This window comes from Nonomuraea gerenzanensis (assembly GCF_020215645.1).
Lineage (GTDB): Bacteria > Actinomycetota > Actinomycetes > Streptosporangiales > Streptosporangiaceae > Nonomuraea > Nonomuraea gerenzanensis.
This window is the reverse complement of the sequence record NZ_CP084058.1, coordinates 5,601,227-5,621,184: the sequence shown is the minus strand read 5'-3', so window position 1 is coordinate 5,621,184 and position 19,958 is coordinate 5,601,227. Positions and strand designations below refer to the sequence as shown.

The window sequence follows — 19,958 nt, the reverse complement described above, 5'->3', positions numbered from 1 at the left end:
TCCGACCACGCATGCCCTGCTCCCGACACGCACAGCCCGCCGGAGGGGAATGAATTGGGTCCGTTCGCCGAGCGCCACCTGCCGGTCATGGCCGATGTGGCCAGACTCGCCGGTGTGTCCCACATGACGGTCTCGCGGGTGCTCAACGGGCATCCCAGGGTGCGGGCGGAGACGCGGGCGCGGGTCCTGCACGCCGTCGACGTGCTCGGCTACCGCCGCAACCTGACCGCGCGGGCGCTGGTCACCCGCCGCTCGCACAGGCTCGGCGTGGTCAGCTTCGACACCATCCTGTACGGCCCGGCCAGCACGGTCTACGGCATCGAACAAGCGGCCAGGCAAGCCGGCTACTTCGTCACCATCATGAGCCTGCGCACCATCGACAGGGCCGGGGTCAACGAGGCCATCGGCCACCTGGCCGAGCAGGGCGTGGACGGGGTGGTCGTGGTCGCGCCGCAACACGCCGCCGCCGAGGCCCTCGCCGACCTGCCCGCGGGCCTGCCTGCGGTGGCGGTCGAGGGCCGGCACCACGGCGAGGTGTCCGTGGTCTGCGTGGACCAGTACGAGGGGGCCCGGCAGGCGACCGCCTACCTGCTCGGCCTCGGTCACGAGACCGTCTGGCACGTCAGCGGGCCGGACGACTGGCTGGAGGCGGAGGGGCGGCGCGCGGGCTGGCGGGCCGCGCTGTCGGCTGCCGGGCGCGCGGTTCCCGACCCGCTGCCGGGCGACTGGACCCCCAGATCCGGATACCGCGCCGGCAAGATGCTGGCCCGCCGCGTCGCCGACGTCACCGCGGTGCTGGTGGCCAACGACCAGATGGCGCTCGGCCTGCTGCGCGCGTTCTCCGAGGCCGGCGTCCGGGTGCCCGAGCAGGTGAGCGTGGTGGGCTTCGACGACATCCCGGAGGCGGCGTACTTCACCCCCGCGCTGACCACGGTCAGGCAGGACTTCGGCGAGGTGGGCCGCCTCAGCATCGGCCTGCTGCTCAAGCAGCTCGACCGGGCCGAGGCGTTCGGGCACGAGCACCTGATCGTGCCTCCCCAGCTCATCGCGCGGGACAGCACCGACAGGGCGAGAACCGCTCCGCAGGTCGGTCAGGTCCTGTCCACCCGCCGGCACTGATCGTCATCGGTGCGCGGACGCCGGCACGCGGCCGGCGCTCGAGGCGCCGGGCTCGCGCTGCGTGGCTAGACTTCCGCCATGACCACGGAGTCGTCCCCGCTCACCATCGCCCAGCTCGCCGAGCTGGCCGGTGTCTCCACCGCGACGGTCTCCAAGGTCGTGAACGGCCGCTCCGAGGTGTCGGCCGAGACCCGTGCCGCCGTGGAGGAGCTCATCCGCCGGCACGGCTACCGCCGCCAGCGCCGCCGCTCCACCCCGACGGCCCTGGTCGAGCTGGTCTTCCACGCGCTGGAGGGCGACTACCCCGTGGAGATCACCAAAGGGGTGGCGCAGGTGGCGCGGCAGCACGACCTCACGGTCGGGATCTCCGACCTGCGCCGCGATCCCGCCACCGCCGACGAGTGGCTGGACGGCGTGCTGCGGCGCCGCCCGAGCGGCGTGATCGCGGTGTTCTCCGGCCTGACCGAGGCCCAGCACGAACAGCTCGCCCGCAGCGAGATCCCACTCGTCCTGCTCGACCCGGCCGACGTCCCCGCCCGCAACCTCCCCTCCGTCGGCGCCGGCAACTGGAACGGCGGCCTGACCGCCACCCGCCACCTGCTCGGACTCGGCCACCGCCGCATCGCCATCATCACCGGCCCCGACGCCGCCCTGTCCAGCCGCGCCCGCCTCGACGGCTACCGCACCGCCCTCGACCTGGCCGGCCTGCCCATCGACCCCGGCCTGATCGGCCGGGGCGACTTCCTCATCGAGGGCGGCCTGGCCGCGGCGCACCGCCTGCTGCGCCTGCCCGACCGCCCCACCGCCGTCTTCGCCACCAACGACGGGCAGGCCATCGGCGTGTACCACGCCGCCCACCAGCTCGGCCTGCGCATCCCCGAGGACCTCAGCGTCATCGGCTTCGACGACCTGCCTTCGGTACGGTGGACACTCCCGCCCCTGACCACCATCCACCAGCCCCTCACCGAGATGGCCGCCGCGGCCACCTCGATGCTGCTGACGCTCGCGCAAGGCGAGCCCCTGCCGCAGAACCGCGTCGAGCTGGCCACCGAACTCGTCGTCCGCGAGAGCACGGCCCGGGTCGCCCGCGCCTCCGCCTGAGCCGGGGCACGGGCGGAGCGAGGTCATGCGCCGGTGCGGGTCCAGCGCTGGTTGGTGCCGCCGTGGCAGGTGTAGATCTGGAGCTTGACGCCGTTGGCCGTGGAGTGGCTGGGCACGTCGAGGCACTTGTTCGCGCCCACGGCGGTGATCGTGCCGTCGGCGTTGAAGCGCCACTGCTGGTTGCTCTGGCCGTTGCAGTCCCAGATGTTGACGCCGGCGCCGTCGGCGGTGCTCCGGTTGGCCACGTCCAGGCACTTGCCGCCGTAGACCCGCAGCTCACCGCTCGCGGTGGGCGTCCACTGCTGGTTGGGCTGCCCGCTGCAGTCCCAGATCTGCGCCTGCGCGCCGTTCACCTGGGACGCACCGGAGACGTCCAGGCACCGGCCCGAGCCCGCACCTCTGATCGCGACCGCGCCGGAGGTGCCGTCGCCCGGCTGGCCGATGCTGCCGGGAACCGACTGCAGCGCCGCGTACCAGGCGGCGGCCATCTTGTCGTAGCCGCCGGAGGTCGGGTGGACGCCGTCGATCAGGTCGGAGGTGGTCAGCCTGCTGTGCATGTCGACCAGGTACACGTGCTTGCCGCTGCTCGCCTTGCTCTGCACGATGCCGGGCAGGGCCGCGTTGAACGTGCGGGCGGCGGCCGCCTGGCCGGGGTTGGACAGCGGGATGATGGTCGCGACGAGGACGTTCGCGTCGGGCACGGCCGTGGTGATGCGGTCGATCAGCGTGGACAGCCGTTGCGGGGCGCCGGCCACGTTGTAGTTCTGCAGGATGTCGTTGGTGCCCAGGTGGAGCAGGACCGTGCGCGGTGTGTACGTACGCAGCCAGCCGGTGACGTTGGCGTCGACCTGGTCGATCCGCCAGCCCGGATGGCCTTCGTGATCGTGGTCGCCGAGGGTGCCCGGCCCGTTGAACTGCGAGCCGACGAAGTCGACCGTGTAGCGTCCGCCGACGAGGCGCTGCCATAAGCCGATCCGGTAACCGCCCGGCACCTGCGTGCCCTCGGTGATCGAGTCGCCGAGCGGCATGACCCGTACGCCGCCGTTGGACTCGGCCCCGGCGGTCCCCGTTCCCATCACGGTGCCGGCCAGGAGCAACGCCGCCACCGTGAGCACGGCGGCCCACCGTTCCCTCCACGACCTCTGTGCTACGGACACCAGGACCTCCCTGTGGTCATGTCTGTCATCGCTGATGCCACGCTTGTTAGCGTTAACATTTTGGAGTGGAAAGGTACTGCCAGGAGCACCGTAGCTTGCGGCGCCCCAAGGGAACAGCTTCCTCTCCAGTTTTCCGGGACGAGAACCCCGTCGACCTGGAAATGCTGCCGTGAAACTTTCATCAAGTGCCGCGCGGGAGGAACTAGGCCGAAACTTCCCAAGACCGCCATTCGCACGTTTTACCAGCATTACCGGCACAGGACCTACGGAACAGCGCCGAAAGTTTCCAGTCCTTTCTTGACAACTATCGGAGGAATGCCCACACTAAGTGCCCGAAGTGATCACTCCGCCGAGCGGCAGGGGAGAGCAGATGACGCACAGCGACGGAGTGACCGATCCGCCGGCCCCCGCATCCACCGAGGCTCCGAACACGAGGATCAACCCGCACATCCCTCATCCGGCCCGGATCTACGACTACCTGCTGGGCGGCAAGGACCACTTCGCCTCCGACCGCAAGGCCGCCGAGGCGCTCATCGAGGTGTCACCGGGCACGCGCGAGGGCGTCCGCGCACACCGCGCCTTCCTGGGCCGGGCGGTGCGGTATCTGGCGGCCGAGGCCGGCATCACCCAGTTCCTGGACATCGGCACCGGGATCCCCACCCAGGACAACACCCACACGATCGCCCAGGCGTCCGTGCCCGAGGCCCGTGTGGCCTATGTCGACAATGATCCGATCGTTCTGGTGCATGGTCGTGCGCTGCTGACCGGTGACCCCGCGGGCATGACGGAGATGATCGAGGCGGACCTGCGGCAGCCGGAGAAGATCCTGGCCGATCCCGCGGTCCGGCGGGTGATCGACTTCACCCGTCCCGTCGCCGTCATCCTGGCCGGCGTCATGCACTTCATCACCGACGAGGAGCAGCCGTACGAGCTGGTCGAGCAGCTCAAGGCGGCGGTGCCCGGCGGCAGTCACCTGCTGCTGTCACACATCACGCTCGACTTCACCGACCAGGTGCGCCGCGAGGAGTTCACCAAGCCCTACGACAACAGCTCCGCCCCCATGGTGCCGCGCACCCACGAGGAGACGTTGCGCTTCTTCGACGGCTGGGACCTCGTGGACCCGGGGCTGGTCGAGGTGGTGACCTGGCGGCCGGATCCGATCGAATACCAGGAGCAGATTCCCGGTGGCCACGCTTGGGCGTACGGCGGTCTGGCGGTCAAGCCCTGAGAACGTGGCGGGGTTCGTCAGACGGGCGGCATCAGGTCGCTCTCGCTGACGGTGTAGGTGAGCATGGGGTAGGTGAAGTCCGTCTCCTGATTCTCGCGGCGCCGCAGCCGGTAGAACTCGCGCCGCTGCTCGTCGTCCGCCGAGGTGAGGGGTGCGCCGTCCGGAAGAAATGCCTGCCCGTCGCGAAACCGCACCGAAGTCTTGGACGTCCGGAAGGTCACCCCCAGCCATCGGTTCCCGGCAGACTGTAGGCGCCCGTCCAACACGATCTTGTGCTTGTGTCGCCTATTCATGTCCACGGAGAACACGACGGCACTTTTATGAGTCAGCGGAATCTCGAATTCCTCAGCGCCGGGTTCCTTCGATGCGACGACCAGCTTCCTCGGCGCGTTGACCGCGGGATGCTCGTAGCAGGAGAAAACAGCGATGAATGACTCGTCCGCCAGATCGACGGCCTGGTCGGAATGGCTGCCCATGGTCGTGTAGGCGTTCGTGTAAATCTCGATGAGTGCGTTGTTGAAGCCGGCAGCCAGCCCCGCACATTCCTGAATCTGCCGGGCCAGCCGCTCGTGCACCGCCCGGAAACGTTGTGCCGGGGCGCCGTATCGGGTGGTGGTGCGTACGAGAGGCACGTCACCCGTCTCGCCGACCCTGACCAGGACAGCCCCCGACCGCCCCTTCCCCACGTCCTCGAACCGCGTCGATGCGCACAGCTCCGCGAAGAAGTCGCGATCGGTCGGCAAGGTGTACGAGCGGATCCTATGCTCAGTTCGTTCATGCCCTCGGGAGTGGGCGGTTCCAGCTTCGTCAGCTTGCCGTCTCGCTTCAGGAAGGTATGACCGTTCTTGTGCACGGCTTCGGCACTCGAACAGCGGACCACGTAACCCAAGCGGATCGGGAGTGATTCGGCGTCCAGTGTCGAGGGCCGGATCTCGTGCGTGTACAGCCGGTTGGTGGACAGCGGCATGAAGAAGACGGAGTCGGGATACAGGGTGAGGGTGAACCGCTGGGGAAGCGCGGGGCTTTCGGCCGGCGCCTTGAGGCGGAAGTGGAGCCTGGTCAGCCCGCTGACACCGTTCAGCCCGTGGTCGAAGGGGTCGCCGGGCAAGGGGCCCAGCCTGTCGAGCCGGTCGTAGAAGGTGCAGAAGGCCATGATGCCGTTGACGGGCATGTCCTTGGTCTTGTCGGCGTGGGCCGAGATCCTGGCCTTGGACTGCTTGCGCTCGGCGTCGGCCCGGGTGTTGTGGTAGATCTGCGCGAGGACGTGGTTCAGCGGAGCGTGGCCGCTGAAGATGGCGGCGGCCTCGCGGTTCAGGGCCGCGACGATCTGCGAGTCCGTCGCCGAGAAGTTGTCGGTCGGCCCCGAAAGGTTCGTGGAGCACCGGAGCAGGCGGAAGTGCAGCTCGTCACCGTCCCGCGTGACGGGGGTCAGATAGATGCCGGTGCGGTGGGCCGTTCCGGGCTTGGTGGATTCCGTGAGGGACTGGAATGCGTGCTCCGCACGGATCCGGCCGAAGTGGTCGGAGCCGAAGAAGCGCCGGTAGTAGACGCCGACGCCGTGTACGCGGATGGGGACGCGGCCGAGGCCCACCAGCTGCCAGGGCTGGTGGGCCTGCTCGTCGTAACCGTGTGAGAGCTCCCGGACGACGAACACCCGTGCGGCCGCATCGAGCTTGTGGCCGCTGATCCGGGAGATGTCGCCGCACAGGTACACGGTTTTCCGGCGCACGTCGGGCGAGCCGGAGAGAAAGTCGTCCAGGCTGATCACGGACCCGCAGAAATCGCGGATCAGGTCGTCATCTCGCCGTAAGGCCGAGGGCGCGACCGGCACGTTGCTCACATCCTCGATGCGGGCGACTTCTCGTCCTGTCGGGTGCATGGAACCGTACCTGCTCTTCGAATCCGCACGACGGAGGGGTTTCACTGTAGCGAACGGCTTCCGCACCCCTGCTGCGATGACCGCCTGCTTCCGGGGCCGCCTGGAAAGCCCGTACTTCTTCCAGGCGGCCGATGTCGTTCCGGAGGGTCAGGAGGTCAGGGCCGACAAGAAGGTGCGGACGTCGGCGGGGGCGGCTCGGGTGAGTTCGCCGCCCATGCCGACCGCGACCGCTCCCGCCGCGACCCAGTCGGGCGCCGTACGGATGGTGACGCCGCCCGTCGGGACGAGGGGCGCGTGGGGCAGGGCCTGGAGGACGTCCCGCAGCACTTGGGGCGAGGTCTGCGAGGCGGGGAAGAGCTTGACCAGGTCGGCGCCCTCTTCCAGGGCGGTCACGATCTCCGTGGGGGTGGCCGCCCCCGCCGCGACGGGGACGCCGTGGCGGTGCGCGGTCCTGATCACCTCGCGGCTCAGCGACGGGCACACCAGGAAGCGGGCCCCCGCCTGGATCGCGAGCATCGCCTGGGCGGCGTCGAGCACAGTCCCCGCCCCCACGAGCGCCTCTGGTGGCGCGGCGGTGCGCAGGGCGGTGACGGCGGACAGGGCGTCCGGGGTGGCCAGCGAGATCTCGACGGCCGTCACGCCCGCCGCCGTGAGGCGGGTACCCGCCTCGACGGCGGCGGCCGGCGACGGCGCGCGGACGATGCCGATCACCCGCCGCTCCACGAGGCGGGCGGTCAGCGCCCAGCGGTGCTCAGCCACGCGGCACCACCCCGATCGGCGCCCAACGGTGCTCAGCCACGGGCACCACCCCGATCGGCGCCCAACGGTGCTCAGCCATGGGACACGACCTCGATCTCGTACACGCGGGCCACGTCGAGCGCGTTGCCCGACGGGTCGGAGATCGACAGGCGCACCTGGTCGGCCGTCACCGAGGCCGGGACCCGGACGGTGCCCGCCGTGTTCCCCGTGACCGCGGCGACCCGCTGCCACCCGGACGCGGTGTGCGCCTCGACGGCGAAGTCGCGCAGCACGTCCGTGGCCGGGACGGGCGCCTTGGTGTAGCCGGAGTGCACCCGGACCTCGCTGATCGGGTACGCGCGGTCGAGCCCCACGGTGATCGACGGCGCGGTGTCCCCCTCGGCGGAGATCCACCGGCTGTCGTCCGAGCACAGGCCGTCCACCGCCTTGCCGCCCTCGGCCCCGGCGCGCAGCACCGACGACACGGTCACGGAGCCGTTCAGCGCGACGTTCAGGCCGCCGGCGCCGGAGGCCAGCAGCCGGTCGGCGATCTGCGAGAACGGCCCGCCCGCTCCCGGCTCGCCGGTGCGCGGCACGGTGGCCCGCCACAGGGCGCCGATGGCGGGCGCGGTGACGTACAGCAGGTCGGTGCCGTCGGCGGCGCGCTGGGCGCGCAGCCGCTGGAGCCCCTGGCGCACGTCGCCGAGCGGGCTGAACGCCCACGGCCCGGTGCCGGACCGCTGCGCGCGCACGACCTGGCTGCGGACGCCGCCGCAGCCGCCCGCCTCGGCGACGAAGTAGATCCGGGTGACGGCCCCGGCGCGGGTGACGCCGATCGTGGCCGAGTTGTCCACGCTCTGGCCGGCCCGCGCGAGGACGGTCTCCCGCTGCCACGCGGCGCCGTCCCAGCTCGCGTAGCGCACGTCGAAGCCGGTGAACGTGCTGCCGGAGGGCGCCGTCAGGTACCGGTAGGCGATGCCGGCGAGCCGATCGCCGGACACGGCGAGTTTGGCGGTCTGGACGGCCCGGCTGGTCGAGGTGATCGTCTCACCCGCCTCGTACGGCTGGTAGACGACGGTGTTCCCGGCGCCCGGCGCGAGCGGCACGGTCAGCGCGGCGCCGGTGACGTCGCGCCAGGAGCCGTCCGCGGGGTCGAACACGGCGTACGAGCCGAGATGCCGGTGCGTCGTCGCCGGCCACGGGCCCCACTCCCAGAGCACGTGGACCCGGCCGGCGGCGTCCACCTGCAGGTCGTCGGGGTAGAAGGAGTGGTTGGTGCCGGAGGCGACGACGGCGACGCGGCTCCAGGCGCGGGTGGCGGTGTCGAAGCGGTACAGCCGCCCGTCGCGGACGGCCGCCGCGTCCCGGTGCGCCCGGACCAGCACGTACGCGGAGCCGTCCTTGCCGCGCGCGGTGACCGGGTAGGTGAAGCCGAGCCCCGCGTCGGGCAGGGTGGCGGACGCCTCGGCCAGGGAGGTGACGTCGCCGGGCCTGGTGGCGCGGTAGTAGCGCCAGCCGTCGCCGTGCATGGAGACGAAGGCGTGGATGACGCCCTCGCCGTCCAGGACGATCGACGGCTGGTTGTGCCCGACGTCGTCCACGTACGTGACGCAGGCGCCGGAGGCGTCGGGCAGGCAGCCGTCGCGCCAGGTGCCGTCCGCGGCGCGGGAGGCGAGGTGCACCTCGTGGCGGCCGGCGGTGGAGGCGGGGGCGTTGTAGGCGAAGTAGTCGGTGCCGCGGAACGAGTCGAGCGGGCGCCACCAGCCGGACTGGTTGGAGGAATCCACGGTGACGGGCACCTGTTCCAGGGAAGGTGCGGCGGCGGCGGGCAAGGGGGTGAGGCAGGCCGCGAGCAGGGCGGCGGCGGTGAGGATGACTGGGCGGAGCACCGTTCCTCGTTTCGTGGGAGGGGGGTGGACGGCGGTCCGCGCCGAGGCCGGGCGGGGCGCGCCGCCGCTCCCCCACCGCCACCGGGGCGGGCGGGGGGCGGATGAGGAGCGCCCGGCGCGCGTTCGTGCGAGCATGACGGGGACCACCTGTGTCGAAGAGGGCATGCGGTGTCGTCGGAGGCCGCCCGGTGGGCAGGGGCCGCCGTCCGGGAGTTGCCGCTCCCGGCGGCTCCGGCGGGCGAGGAGTTGCAGCTCCGCGCCGTGCCGGGGCGGGGTCACTGTTCCCCGCCATGCGCCCCCTGCCGGGCGGCTGTCCTACTTCTGCAGGGGCTTGGCCGTCTCGGCGGCCTTGGCCAGCGCGTCCTTGGCCGACGACTGGCCGACGAGCACGGCCTGCACCTGCTCGGCGATGGCGGTCTCGATCTGGGCGTAGCCGGCGTAGCGCCAGAACGGGTTCGGCGTCGCGGTCTTGGTGATCTTCTCGGTCCATGCGGTGGTGAACGTGTCGCCCGCGACCTTCGGGTCGGCCAGGCCCGCCGTCGTGGTGGGCGGCAGCTTCACCTTCTCGAAGAACGCGGCCACGGTGGCCGTGTCGGAGGTCGCGTACGAGGCGAAGTCGGCGGCGGCGTCGGAGCCCTCGCCGTCCACCACCACGATGACGTGCCCCCACAGCAGCGCCTGCGGCGTGTCGCCCGCTTTGAGCACGGGCCTGGCGAGCGGCGCCATCTTCTCCGTCAGCGACTTGTCGGGCGACTGCGCGGCCACGACGCCCCGGGTGATGACCGCGTCGTCGTAGAAGGCGGCCTTGCCCTGGGCGAACAGCGCGCGGGCGTCGAAGCGGTCGACGTCGGGGGCGATGAGCTCGGCGTCGTACAGCTTCTTGTACCACTCGACGGCGGCCACGGACGCGTCGTCGCCGACCGTGATCGTCTCTCCCTCCAGCAGCGGGCTGCCGAACGTGCGCATCCACGGCAGGATGTCCTTGAGCTGCGCCGCCTTGGTCGCCGCCGCGTACGGCGTGATGCCGCCGCCGAGCGCGGCCACCTTGCGCAGGGCGGCCTCGAACTCCTCGACGGTCGCGGGCATGCCCTCGACGCCCGCCTTCTTCAGGATCTCGGTGTTGGCGACCAGGCCGATCGAGCCGGTCGTCCAGGGCAGGCCGAGCTGCTTGTCCTGGAAGCGGCCGCTGGACAGGGCGACGTCGGTGTAGCCGCCCTTGGCGGCCTGCGCGCCGAGGTCCTTCAGCTTGCCCATCGCGGCCAGGGCGGCCAGCCAGGAGATGTCGAGCTGGACGGCGCCGGTGAGCTGGCCGCCGCGCAGCTTCAGCGTCACCTGGTTGAGGTACTCGTTGTACGGGAACGACGCGGTGTCGATCTTGACGCCGTTCCTGGCCGCGTACGCGTCCACGGTCGCCTGCACGGCGGCCTTCTGCGCCTCCTCGTTCAGCGACCAGGAGGTGAAGCCGAACGTCTTGGCCGCGGCGTCGCCCTGGGGCGCGCCTCCTCCGGCGGCGTCGGGCGCGCAGGCGGTCAGGGCGGCGCCGAGCGCGGACAGGCCGGCCAGGCGGAAGGCGGCGCGGCGGTTGAGCGTTTCCATGTTTCTCCTACGGGGTGGGGGTGGGGGTCAGCCCTTGACCGCGCCCGCCGTGAGCCCGCCGACCAGGTACCGCTGCAGGAACATGAACGCGGCGATGACCGGGAGCGAGACGACGAAGGACGCGGCCATGAGGTCCGGCCAGGCGGTTTGGAACTCCCCGAGATAGGTGTGCACCAGGCCGGGGGGCAGGGTCTGCCGGTCCGGGTCGGTGAGGGTGAGCGCGAAGATGAAGTCGTTCCAGGCCCGGACGAACGCGAACAGCCCAGCCGCGACCAGGCCGGGCGCGGCCAGCGGCAGCGCGATCCTGTGCAGCGTCCGCCAGCGGGAGGCGCCGTCGATCGCGGCCGCCTCCATCAGCGTGGACGGCACCGTGTCGAAGATGCCCTTCAGCATCCACACGCACAGCGGCAGCGTGAAGGTGGTGAACGACAGGATGAGCGCGGTGTAGCTGCCGAGCAGCCCCGACGCGCTGAAGACGGCGTACAGGGTGACGAGCAGCAGCGCCTGGGGGAACAGCTGGGAGGCCAGCACGAGGTGCATGAGCGACTTGCGCCCGCGGTAGCGGAACTTGGAGAACGCGTACGCCATGTACGCCGAGACCACGACGCTCAGGAAGGCCGTCAGGACCGACACGACGACGCTGTTGACGAGGTAGCCGAACAGCTGCTCGTTCCCGGCCAGCTTGGTGAAGTGGTCGAAGGTGATCTCGGTCGGCACCAGGGAGGGCGGGAAGGTGAAGGCCCGCTCGTCCGGCGTGAACGCGGTGACGACCAGCCAGTAGATCGGGGCGAGCCCGAAGAACCCGATGACCACGACGGCCGCCCAGGCGGCGGCGCGCGAGCGCGGCCTCCTCCGCCTCGGCGCGCGGGTGATCGGGACGGAGCGCGACAGCGTGGCCGTCATGCGTTCTCCTTCCTCAGGTAGAAGGCCATGAGGACGAGCAGCAGCAACATCCACAGGCCGCCCAGCGCGGTGGCGTGGCCCAGGTCGAAGCCCTTGAACGCGGTGTCGTAGACGGCCACGGCGAACGTCTTCGTCGCCCCGGCGGGGCCGCCCCCGGTCAGGACGTAGATGGTGTCGAAGTGCTGGAAGTTCCAGATGAACTCCAGCAGGAAGGCGATGCCGGCGATCGCGCGCATGTGCGGCACCGTCACCGACCTGAAGCGGCGGATCGCGCCCGCGCCGTCGACGGCGGCGGCCTCGTGCAGTTCCTTCGGCATCGTCTGCAGGCCCGCGAGCAGCATGACCATCATCCAGGGGAAGCTCGCCCAGGTCTTCGTCACGATCACCGCGATCATGGCGGTGGCGGGCGCGCCGAGCCAGCTCACGTGCGTGCCGAGCAGGCCGTTCAGCACGCCGTAGTTGGCGTTGAAGATCCACAGCCACAGGAACGAGACGACCACGCCGGGGATCACCCAGGGGAACAGGAACACGCCGCGCAGCCAGCCGGGCAACCCGGCGTTGAGCGCCAGGGCGAGCGCGTATCCGATGACGAACGGCGCGATCGTCGCGCCGAGCGTGAAGACCAGCGTGTTGCGCAGCACCGGCCAGAAGTCGCCGCCGAGCAGGTCGGCGAAGTTGTCCAGGCCGACGAACGCGCGCCCCGGGCGCACCAGGCTCTGCTCGAAGAAGCCCGTGACCAGCGCCGACACCAGCGGGTAGGCGATGATGGCGCCGAACAGCGCCAGGCCCGGCACCATGAGCAGCCAGGCGAACTGGCCGTCGGTCAGCCGGCGGTTCACTGCGTGCCCGCCGCGACAGCGTGGACCGGGCCGACGTAGCCGAGGCCGATGCTGATCGAGTCGGCGGTCTCGATGACCGTGCGGGCCAGCTCGGCCTCGCGCGCCTCCAGGGCGATCGCCGACAGCGGGCCCGAGATGGAGATCGCCGCCACCACCGCGCCCGACATGTCGCGGATGGGTGCCGCGACGCAGGCCCGGCCGAACGCCAGCTCCTCCACCTCGGTGGCGTACCCGCGCCCGACCACCCCGGCCAGCTCCTGGTCGAGCCGCTCGTGCGTGACGATCGTGCGCGAGGTGAACTGCTGCATCGACGCCTCGGGGATCAGCTCCCGCCGCTCCTGCGGGGTGAGCGCGAGCAGCAGGCACTTGCCGATGCCCGTCGCGTACAGCGGCTTGCGCTGGCCGGTCAGCACGAACGACCGGGGCGCCAGCCTGCCCTCGAAGTTCAGCAGGTAGAACATCGACTCGCCGCGCCGCACGGCCACGTTGACGCCGAGGCCGAGCGCGGCGGCGAGGTCCTGGGCGACCTGGCGGGCCTCCCGGTGCACCGGGTTCTGGTTGAGCGCGACGCCGCCGAGCGTGATCGGCGCGGTGCCCAGCCGGTAGAGGCCGCTGACCTCGTCCCGCTCGACGAACTCCAGCGTCTCCAGCGTGGCCAGCAGGCGCGAGGCGGTCGAGACGCCGAGCCCGGTGGCCTTGGCGACGTCCGACACCCGCAGCTCCGGCCGGCCCGTCAGGAACGCGCGCAGGACCGAGATGGCCCGCTCGACGCTCTGGTTGTTGCTCTGATCGGAAGCCACCCTGTCTCCATTGCAATCGGCTTGCACTATGTGGGATGGTCACGCACATGGCGCAAATCCGTCAAGTGCAATGTTTCCCGGTGAAGCTCCGGCACCGTGACGCCTACCTCGGCGCACCCGCGCAGGAGGAGGGCTACTTCGTCCGCCCGCCGTGGCGCAGCCTCTACTCGGCCCGCTTCGAGACACTGCTCGTCTCGATCACCGCCGACGACGGCACCACCGGGTGGGGCGAGGCGCTCGCGCCCGTCGCGCCCGAGGTGCCCGCCGCGATCGTGGAGAAGCTGCTCGCCCCCGTGCTGATCGGCGAGGACCCCACGCGGATCCGCCCGCTCTGGGACAAACTGACCGGCCTCATGCGCGAGCGCGGCCACCTCTCCGGCCACCAGGCCGACGCGCTGGCCGCCGTGGACATCGCACTGTGGGACCTCACCGGCCGCCTCACCGGCCGGTCCGTCGCCTCCCTGCTCGGCGGCGCCTTCCGCTCGAACGTCCCCGTGTACGTGAGCGGCCTGCCCCGCCCCACCGACGCCGAACGCGCCGAGCTGGCCGGGGAATGGGCCCTCAAGGGTGCCACCATGGTCAAGCTGCACCTCGGGCACGGCGTCGAGGAGGACCTCGCCACCTACGACGCCGTCGCCGCGTCGGGGCTGCGGGTCGCCGTCGACGCGCACTGGGTCTACGACGTGCCGCAGGCCGTCCGCCTGGCCCGCGGGCTGGCCGAGCGCGGCGCGCTGTTCCTGGAGGCGCCGCTCGCCCCCGAGGACGTCGAGGGGCACAGGGAGCTCGTCCGCCGCGCCGACCTGCCCGTCGCCGTCGGCGAGAGCCTGCGTAACCGGTACGAGTTCGCCCACTGGCTGGGCCGCCGCGCCGTCGGCCTGGCCCAGCCCGACGTGGGGCGCACCGGCATCACCGAGCTGATGTCCATCGCCGAGCTCGCCGCCGCGCACCACGTCCGGGTCGCGCCGCACCACTCCACCGGGCTCGGGGTGGCGCTGGCCGCCGGCGTCCACGTCAGCGCCGCCCTCGGGAACCTGGCGTTCTTCGAGTACCAGCCCACCACCTGCGAGGTGGCCGGCTCGATCCTCACCGCGCCGCTGCCCGGTGACGCGACCGGCTTCCCCGTGCCGTCCGGGCCCGGCCTCGGCGTGGACGTCGACCCCGGCGCCCTGTGACCCACCACCTTTTGTCTGAAAGGGAGTATCCGTTGGTTCTGTCTGGACTGATCCCCATCCTCGCCACCCCCTTCGCCGATGACGGCGAGCTCGATCTGCCGAGCCTGCGCAGGCTGACCGAGTGGCAGCTCGCCTCCGGAGCCGACGGAGTGGCCGTGTTCGGGATGGCCAGCGAGGGCTTCGCCCTGACCGCCGGCGACCGCGTGCGCGTGCTCGCCGAGGTACGGGCCGCCGCCGGCGACGCCCCGGTCGTCGCGGGCGTCGGCGCGACCAGCACCGCCACCGCCCTCGAACAGGCGTTCGCCGCCAGGGACGGGGGTGCCGACGCCCTCATGGTGCTGCCGCCGTACCTGGTCAAGCCGTCCGGGGCGCAGCTCGTCGACTTCTACGGCGTCGTGGCCGAGCGGGCGGGGATCGACGTGATGGTGCAGGACGCGCCGGGCGCCACCGGCGTCAGCATGCCGGAGTCGCTGATCGTGGAGCTGAGCAAGCTGGACGGCGTCACCTCGGTGAAGGTGGAGGCGCCGCCGACCGCGCCCAAGGTGGGGGCGGTGGCCGCGGGCGTCCCCGACGGCTTCGCCGTCTTCGGCGGGCAGAACGCGCTGTTCTGCCTGGAGGAGTACGCGCTGGGGGCCGTGGGCACGATGCCCGCCTGCGAGTTCACCGACCTGCTCGCGCCGGTGCTCGCCGACTGGGCGGCCGGGCGCGCCGAGCGGGCGCGCGCGGGGCATGCCGGGCTGTTGCCGTTGATCCGCTTCGGCATGCAGCCTGGCCTGGCCTGGGCGGTGCACAAGGAGGTGCTGGTCCGGCGGGGGCTCATCGACTCGGCCGCCGTACGCTCTCCTGCCCGGCCGCTGGACCGTCACAGTCGTGCCCTCCTCGAGGCGCTCATGGCCGGGTTGTGGTGACGGTGGGCGGCGGCTCGACGCGCACGCCCGGCTTGGTCGCGGGCGGGGCGCAGGAAGCGTCGGCGCCCGGAGCGCGGGGGGTGCTGGTGGCGGGCGGGAACTCGGGCATCGGGCTGGCCATCGCCGCCGCGTTCGCCGAGCGGGGCGACCGGGTGGCCGGGATCGGCCTGCAGCCGTGCGCCGACCCCGTCTACGACGGCTTCCTCGTGCGCGACTGCGCCGTCCCGGCCGAGGCGAACGCCGCCGTCGCCGAGGCCCTGGGCGCCCTCGGCCGGCTGGACGTCCTGGTGCTGGCCACGGCCGTGATGCCGGTCGCGTCCGTGGTGCGCACCACCGACGAGCAGTGGAGGTCCGCGATCGGGGCCACCCTGGACGCCGCCTTCCACCTGTGCAGGGCCGCGCTGCCCCACCTGCCGCCTGGCTCCGCCGTCGTCGCGGTCAGCTCGGTCAACGCGTTCCTGGCCGCGCCGGGCGTGCCCGCGTACGCCGCCGCCAAGGGCGGGCTGGATGCGTTCGTCCGACAGCTCGCCCTGGAGTACGGCCCCGCCGGGATCCGCGTCAACTCGGTGGCTCCCGGCCTGATCGGCGGGGAGGGCTTGCGGAACGCCGCGGAAGGCTATCCGCTCGGGCGCACCGGCACGCCGCGGGACGTGGCCGAGGCGGTGGCCTTCCTCGCCTCGCCCAGCGCCGCGTTCATCACCGGGGCGGTCCTGCCGGTGGACGGCGGGCTGTCGATCGCCTCGCCCGCCGCCTATCTCCGCCCGGACCTCCGGGCCCGGTTCCTCCCATGACCGGCCACGCAGCCGAGCCGGAAGCCGGTGCCGCATCGCGGGCCGATGCCAGGGCGCAGGACGATGCCGGGCGGCTCGACGTGGTGGGTGTCGGTGAGGCCATGGTGCTGCTGGAGGCGGACGACCTCGCGGGGGCGGCGCGCTTCGACGCCTCCGTCGCGGGCGCCGAGCTGAACGTGTGCACGGCGGTCGCCCGGCTCGGCCTGCGGGCGGCGTTCGCCTCGCGCGTCGGGACGGACCCGTTCGGGACGCGCGTGCTGCGCGATGCGGCGGACAGGGGCGTGGACACCGGCCTGATGATCACCGACCCAGGCCGTCCCACCGGCGTGTTCTTCAAGGAGATCAGGCCGGACGGCGGGCGGCGCGTCCACTACTACCGCGCGGGCTCGGCCGCCTCCGCCATGGACGTCCCCGACGCCGGGCCGATCCTGGCCCGGCGTCCCCGCGCGATGGTGGTCTCCGGCCTGACAGCCGCGCTCGGGCCCGGACCGGCCCGGCTGGTCGCCGCCCTGTGTGAGCGGGCGGGAGACGCCCTGGTCGTCCTCGACCCGAACCTGCGCCCCGCCCTGCCGGTGCCCGCGCTCGCGCCGCTCCTGCCCAGGGCCGGGCTGCTGGTGCTCGGGCAGGACGAGTCGCGGGTGCTGTTCGGTGAGAGCGATCCGGCGCGGGTGTTCGCCGCGGCCAGGGCCGCCGGGGTGGGGGAGGTGGTGCTCAAGGGTGGTCCCGAGGGCGCCTGGTATGCGGGGGCATCGGGGCCCGTGCACGTGCCGAGCGCTGCCCGCGAGGTGCGTGATCCCGTCGGTGCGGGCGACGCGTTCCTCGGCGGCTACCTGGCGGCCAGGCTGTCGGGAGCCGGGCCTGGCGCGGCCACCCGCCTCGGCACCGAGCTGGCCGGGCGCGTCGTCGCCACGCCCGGCGACACGTCCGGGCTCCCGGACCCGGACGCCGCCCGCGCCCTGCTCCGCCATGCCCTGGCAGAGGAGGGTGCGGCTGGCCGGTAGACGACACCACCACGCCGATGAAGCGCCCACTGCGGCGTCGCGCGCGTGCGGCCGACGGGCGACTCCCACGCACGTCGGGCGCGTCCTACCCCCAAGGGGCCGGCGTCAGTGCGTCCCCCACCGGGGGCGGTGGGTCACGTGACGCTGCCCGCCGACTTCCTGCGCGTACGCCGATCAGGCACCGGCGAACGACCGGCGGCGTGATCGGCGAACGCGTCGGCAGCCGTAGCGGCATCGCCATCGCCCAGCAGCGCGACCAGCCGCCCGTGCTCATCGGCCATCGCCCGCCAATCCCCCTCGAACAGTGGATCGGCGATGGCCCGCAGCGCACGCAGGTTGGGTTCGAGCACCTCCCACATCCGGGTCAGGAACGGATTGCCGGCGATCTGCACGACCCGGGTGTGGAAGGCGATGTCGACGTCGCGGAACCGGCCGACGTCGTTGACCTCCACGGCCCCGCGCATCTCGGCGACCAGCTCGCCCAGCTCACCGAGCTGCTCGGCGGTGATGCGCTCGGCGGCCATGGTGGCGGCCAGCCGTTCGAGTGGCTCGCGCACCTGGCGGGCGTACTCGGCGTCCTGGGTGGAGATCTCGACGACGAAGTTGCCGCGCCGCGGCACGTGCACGAGCAGGCCCTCGCGGGCGAGCTGCTTGACGGCCTCGCGGACCGGCGCTTGACTCACCCCGAGCCGGCGGGCGATCTCCGACTCCACCACGCGGTCGTTCGGCGCGAGGTCTCCTTCGACGATGGCCTGCCGGAGCAGCTCGTACACTCGATCGGAGATCAGAGTGGGGCGAACGGAGTCCTTGCTCGTGGCCAGCCGCGAGGCGAAGCCGCTCACTTGCGGTGTCGATGCCATGTGTTCCCCATCATGCGCTGTCGCGTCCCCCTGTTCATCATAAGAGTGATCATCGCTTAGCAGGTATCGATGGTGACAGCCGGTCGGCCAGCCAGGCGAGCTTGACGACCTCGTGGTCGGGGCCGCCGCCCTCGTGGTCGTTGAACGGGTAGACGCTGATCTGCTTGTCGCCGGACGGCAGCGCCGCGCGTTCCCCGTAGTGGTTGAAGGCCGCGTAGACGGTGGACGGCGGGCAGATGCGGTCCATGAGGCCGACGGAGAACAGCGCGGGGGCCGTGGCCCGGCGGGCGAGGACGGCGGCGTCGAAGTAGGACAGCGTGCGCATCACGGTCTGCGCGTGCGCGCGGTGGAGCTTCACGTACCGGGTGATCTCCACGTAAGGGGGCTGGTCGGTGAAGGTGGCGGCGCGCGGGAAGCAGCACAGGAACGGCACGTCGGGCAGGACCGCCCGCAGGCCGGGCGCGAGGCCGGCGGCGGCGAGGGCGATGCCGCCGCCCTGGCTGGTGCCGGTCACCGCGACCCTGGCCGGGTCCACCGCCGGGTGGGTGCGCACGGCCGCCACGGCGCGCACCGCGTCGGTGTAGAGGCGGCGGTAGTAGTAGCGCTGCGGGTCGAGCACGCCGCGGGTGAGGAACCCGGGCGCCGCGACGTCGCCGGTCGCGACGTCGGGGTCGGGGGTGTCGGCTCCCTGGCCGCGGCTGTCCATGACGAGATGGGCGTAGCCGGCGCACGCCCAGAGCCGCTTCTCGTGCGGCACGCCGCGCCCGCTGCCGTAGCCCAGGTACTCGACCACGACGGGCAGCGGCCCCGTCCGGGTGACCGGCAGGTGCAGCCAGCCACGGACGGGATGGCCGCCGTAGCCGGCGAAGGTGACGTCGAAGGTGTCGATCGTCGCCAGGCCGTTCGCCACCGGCTCGGCCGTCATCGCCAGGTCGAAGGCGTCGCTCTCGGCGAGCGTCTTCGCCCAGAACGCATCCAGGTCGGGCGGCTCCGGCAGGGCCGGCCGGTACTGCTCAAGCTGGTCAAGCGGCAGATCGAACTGTGCCATCGTCCACCAATCATCGCTTATCGATCGCAACCGGTGCATCGAAGCAGGGCCCCCGATCGTTGTCAACCTGAGGCGTCAGGCCGTACGCGCGCCCGGCGGTGCCGCTCAGCACGAGCCCGCGACCGGCGTCGTCCAGCCCGGTCAGCCCGCGCCGGGCCAGCCGCAGCGAGGCGGCCCGGGAGCCGCGCGCCAGGCAGATCGGCCAGTCGGAGCCGATCATGCACCGGCCGGGGCCGAACTCCCCGACGGCGTGCGCGACCAGGTCGGCCACCCGCTCCTCCGGCACGCCGTGCTGCTGGGTGAGCAGTCCGGAGATCTTCATGAACACGCCGGGCATCCGGGCCGCCCGCCGCACCTGCTCCCGCCACTCCCCCGGGTCGGCGGCGGCGAGGTTCGCCGGATTGCCGAGATGGTCGACGATCACGGTCAGCCCCGGGTGGCGGGCCGCGGCCTCGGCCGCCGCCGGGACGGCCTCGTGGTGCAGGTTGACTTCGAGCGCGACGCCGTACCGGGCCAGGACGGGGAGCAGCGCCCGCGCGCCCGGCGGCGTGGCGTCCCAGGAGGCGCCGCCGAGCCGCATGCCGTTCGGCCGGGTGCGCGCCAGCAAGTCGGCGAAGCGCTCCGGGCCGAGCCCGGCGCAGGTGTTGAGGTTGCCGACGTGGCCGAGGAGCAGGCCCGGGTGGCGCAGGCGCAGGTCGCGCAGCAGGACGTTCTCCGCGCGGTCGCCCCGGGACGCCTCGACCAGGATCGCGCCGGTCAGCCCCACGACATCCGCGCCCGACGCGGCCAGGTCGTCGGCGGTGAAGGTCCGGTGGTGCGGCGACCCCGGCCGGATCCAGGGATGGCCCTGGTCGAGGTCCCAGAGGTGGACATGGCAGTCGATCACGTCGGCTCCGTGTTGACAGGCGGAATCGGGCTCAAGAAGATTC

At 72.2% G+C, this 19,958-nt stretch carries 19 protein-coding genes; 7 read left to right on the top strand and 12 right to left on the bottom strand.

The genetic code is table 11. The features are described from left to right. Positions 1 to 87 precede the first annotated feature (87 nt). Positions 88 to 1,119, top strand: a complete 1,032-nt coding sequence (locus LCN96_RS26280; RefSeq protein WP_225276061.1) for a LacI family DNA-binding transcriptional regulator — start codon at positions 88 to 90, stop codon at positions 1,117 to 1,119. A 78-nt stretch (positions 1,120 to 1,197) separates the two neighbouring features. After that, on the top strand, positions 1,198 to 2,220 hold the full coding sequence (locus tag LCN96_RS26275) for a LacI family DNA-binding transcriptional regulator (protein ID WP_225275552.1): 1,023 nt from the start codon (positions 1,198 to 1,200) through the stop codon (positions 2,218 to 2,220). Positions 2,221 to 2,243: 23 nt separating this feature from the next. Here LCN96_RS26275 and LCN96_RS26270 read toward each other — a convergent pair whose 3' ends face one another. Then, a complete protein-coding gene (locus tag LCN96_RS26270) occupies positions 2,244 to 3,377 on the bottom strand; it encodes an SGNH/GDSL hydrolase family protein (protein WP_225275551.1) in 1,134 nt (377 codons plus the stop codon). A 370-nt stretch (positions 3,378 to 3,747) separates the two neighbouring features. Between LCN96_RS26270 and LCN96_RS26265 the strand changes: the two genes are divergently transcribed. Next, the gene (locus tag LCN96_RS26265) at positions 3,748 to 4,605 is read left to right on the top strand and encodes an SAM-dependent methyltransferase (protein ID WP_225275550.1); all 858 of its coding nucleotides are present in this window, start codon (positions 3,748 to 3,750) and stop codon (positions 4,603 to 4,605) included. A gap of 17 nt (positions 4,606 to 4,622) precedes the next feature. Here LCN96_RS26265 and LCN96_RS26260 read toward each other — a convergent pair whose 3' ends face one another. From LCN96_RS26260 to LCN96_RS26225, 8 genes are all read right to left on the bottom strand, one after another. Further along, positions 4,623 to 4,799: a hypothetical protein gene (locus tag LCN96_RS26260; RefSeq protein ID WP_225275549.1), complete on the bottom strand. Its 177-nt coding sequence runs from the start codon at positions 4,797 to 4,799 to the stop codon at positions 4,623 to 4,625. Positions 4,800 to 4,930: 131 nt separating this feature from the next. Further along, entirely contained in the window at positions 4,931 to 6,484 is a 1,554-nt protein-coding gene (locus LCN96_RS26255; RefSeq protein WP_225275548.1) for a hypothetical protein, read from the bottom strand. A 147-nt stretch (positions 6,485 to 6,631) separates the two neighbouring features. After that, positions 6,632 to 7,243, bottom strand: coding sequence for a bifunctional 4-hydroxy-2-oxoglutarate aldolase/2-dehydro-3-deoxy-phosphogluconate aldolase (locus LCN96_RS26250; RefSeq protein WP_225275547.1), 612 nt, complete (start codon positions 7,241 to 7,243; stop codon positions 6,632 to 6,634). Positions 7,244 to 7,314: 71 nt separating this feature from the next. Further along, positions 7,315 to 9,111: a BNR-4 repeat-containing protein gene (locus LCN96_RS26245; protein WP_225275546.1), complete on the bottom strand. Its 1,797-nt coding sequence runs from the start codon at positions 9,109 to 9,111 to the stop codon at positions 7,315 to 7,317. A 315-nt stretch (positions 9,112 to 9,426) separates the two neighbouring features. Then, positions 9,427 to 10,707, bottom strand: a complete 1,281-nt coding sequence (locus LCN96_RS26240) for an ABC transporter substrate-binding protein (protein WP_225275545.1) — start codon at positions 10,705 to 10,707, stop codon at positions 9,427 to 9,429. 27 nt (positions 10,708 to 10,734) lie between these two features. Next, on the bottom strand, positions 10,735 to 11,610 hold the full coding sequence (locus LCN96_RS26235; protein WP_225275544.1) for a carbohydrate ABC transporter permease: 876 nt from the start codon (positions 11,608 to 11,610) through the stop codon (positions 10,735 to 10,737). After that, positions 11,607 to 12,449, bottom strand: coding sequence for a carbohydrate ABC transporter permease (locus LCN96_RS26230; RefSeq protein ID WP_225275543.1), 843 nt, complete (start codon positions 12,447 to 12,449; stop codon positions 11,607 to 11,609). Before LCN96_RS26230 ends, LCN96_RS26235 begins: the two co-directional genes overlap by 4 nt. Then, on the bottom strand, positions 12,446 to 13,249 hold the full coding sequence (locus tag LCN96_RS26225; protein ID WP_225275542.1) for an IclR family transcriptional regulator: 804 nt from the start codon (positions 13,247 to 13,249) through the stop codon (positions 12,446 to 12,448). The genes LCN96_RS26230 and LCN96_RS26225 overlap by 4 nt, the downstream gene beginning before the upstream one ends. 80 nt (positions 13,250 to 13,329) lie before the next feature. Between LCN96_RS26225 and LCN96_RS26220 the strand changes: the two genes are divergently transcribed. From LCN96_RS26220 to LCN96_RS26205, 4 genes are read left to right on the top strand one after another with little or no spacing between them, the layout of a single operon-like run. After that, positions 13,330 to 14,421, top strand: a complete 1,092-nt coding sequence (locus tag LCN96_RS26220) for a mandelate racemase/muconate lactonizing enzyme family protein (RefSeq protein ID WP_225275541.1) — start codon at positions 13,330 to 13,332, stop codon at positions 14,419 to 14,421. A 32-nt stretch (positions 14,422 to 14,453) separates the two neighbouring features. After that, entirely contained in the window at positions 14,454 to 15,329 is an 876-nt protein-coding gene (locus LCN96_RS26215; protein ID WP_225275540.1) for a dihydrodipicolinate synthase family protein, read from the top strand. After that, positions 15,323 to 16,120 (top strand): SDR family NAD(P)-dependent oxidoreductase, encoded by a 798-nt coding sequence (locus LCN96_RS26210; protein ID WP_225275539.1) that lies wholly within the window; start codon positions 15,323 to 15,325, stop codon positions 16,118 to 16,120. The genes LCN96_RS26215 and LCN96_RS26210 overlap by 7 nt, the downstream gene beginning before the upstream one ends. Continuing rightward, positions 16,117 to 17,121, top strand: coding sequence for a sugar kinase (locus tag LCN96_RS26205; RefSeq protein WP_225275538.1), 1,005 nt, complete (start codon positions 16,117 to 16,119; stop codon positions 17,119 to 17,121). The genes LCN96_RS26210 and LCN96_RS26205 overlap by 4 nt, the downstream gene beginning before the upstream one ends. 134 nt (positions 17,122 to 17,255) lie before the next feature. Here LCN96_RS26205 and LCN96_RS26200 read toward each other — a convergent pair whose 3' ends face one another. The 3 genes from LCN96_RS26200 to LCN96_RS26190 are packed head-to-tail and all read right to left on the bottom strand — an operon-like array spanning position 17,256 to position 19,915. Beyond that, positions 17,256 to 17,981: a GntR family transcriptional regulator gene (locus LCN96_RS26200; RefSeq protein ID WP_225275537.1), complete on the bottom strand. Its 726-nt coding sequence runs from the start codon at positions 17,979 to 17,981 to the stop codon at positions 17,256 to 17,258. Positions 17,982 to 18,030: 49 nt separating this feature from the next. After that, on the bottom strand, positions 18,031 to 19,029 hold the full coding sequence (locus tag LCN96_RS26195) for an acetylxylan esterase (RefSeq protein ID WP_225275536.1): 999 nt from the start codon (positions 19,027 to 19,029) through the stop codon (positions 18,031 to 18,033). A gap of 10 nt (positions 19,030 to 19,039) precedes the next feature. Then, complete coding sequence (locus tag LCN96_RS26190) at positions 19,040 to 19,915, bottom strand: amidohydrolase family protein (RefSeq protein WP_225275535.1); 876 nt, start codon at positions 19,913 to 19,915, stop codon at positions 19,040 to 19,042. Positions 19,916 to 19,958: the final 43 nt, after the last annotated feature.

What these genes read in the sequence shown, in the direction of transcription:
- LCN96_RS26265 (WP_225275550.1), top strand. Translation starts at nt 3,748, where the DNA reads ATGACGCACAGCGACGGAGTGACCGATCCGCCGGCCCCCGCATCCACC.
- LCN96_RS26235 (WP_225275544.1), bottom strand. Translation starts at nt 11,610, where the DNA reads ATGACGGCCACGCTGTCGCGCTCCGTCCCGATCACCCGCGCGCCGAGG.
- LCN96_RS26205 (WP_225275538.1), top strand. Translation starts at nt 16,117, where the DNA reads ATGACCGGCCACGCAGCCGAGCCGGAAGCCGGTGCCGCATCGCGGGCC.
- LCN96_RS26255 (WP_225275548.1), bottom strand. Translation starts at nt 6,484, where the DNA reads ATGCACCCGACAGGACGAGAAGTCGCCCGCATCGAGGATGTGAGCAAC.
- LCN96_RS26200 (WP_225275537.1), bottom strand. Translation starts at nt 17,981, where the DNA reads ATGGCATCGACACCGCAAGTGAGCGGCTTCGCCTCGCGGCTGGCCACG.
- LCN96_RS26240 (WP_225275545.1), bottom strand. Translation starts at nt 10,707, where the DNA reads ATGGAAACGCTCAACCGCCGCGCCGCCTTCCGCCTGGCCGGCCTGTCC.
- LCN96_RS26275 (WP_225275552.1), top strand. Translation starts at nt 1,198, where the DNA reads ATGACCACGGAGTCGTCCCCGCTCACCATCGCCCAGCTCGCCGAGCTG.
- LCN96_RS26280 (WP_225276061.1), top strand. Translation starts at nt 88, where the DNA reads ATGGCCGATGTGGCCAGACTCGCCGGTGTGTCCCACATGACGGTCTCG.
- LCN96_RS26195 (WP_225275536.1), bottom strand. Translation starts at nt 19,029, where the DNA reads ATGGCACAGTTCGATCTGCCGCTTGACCAGCTTGAGCAGTACCGGCCG.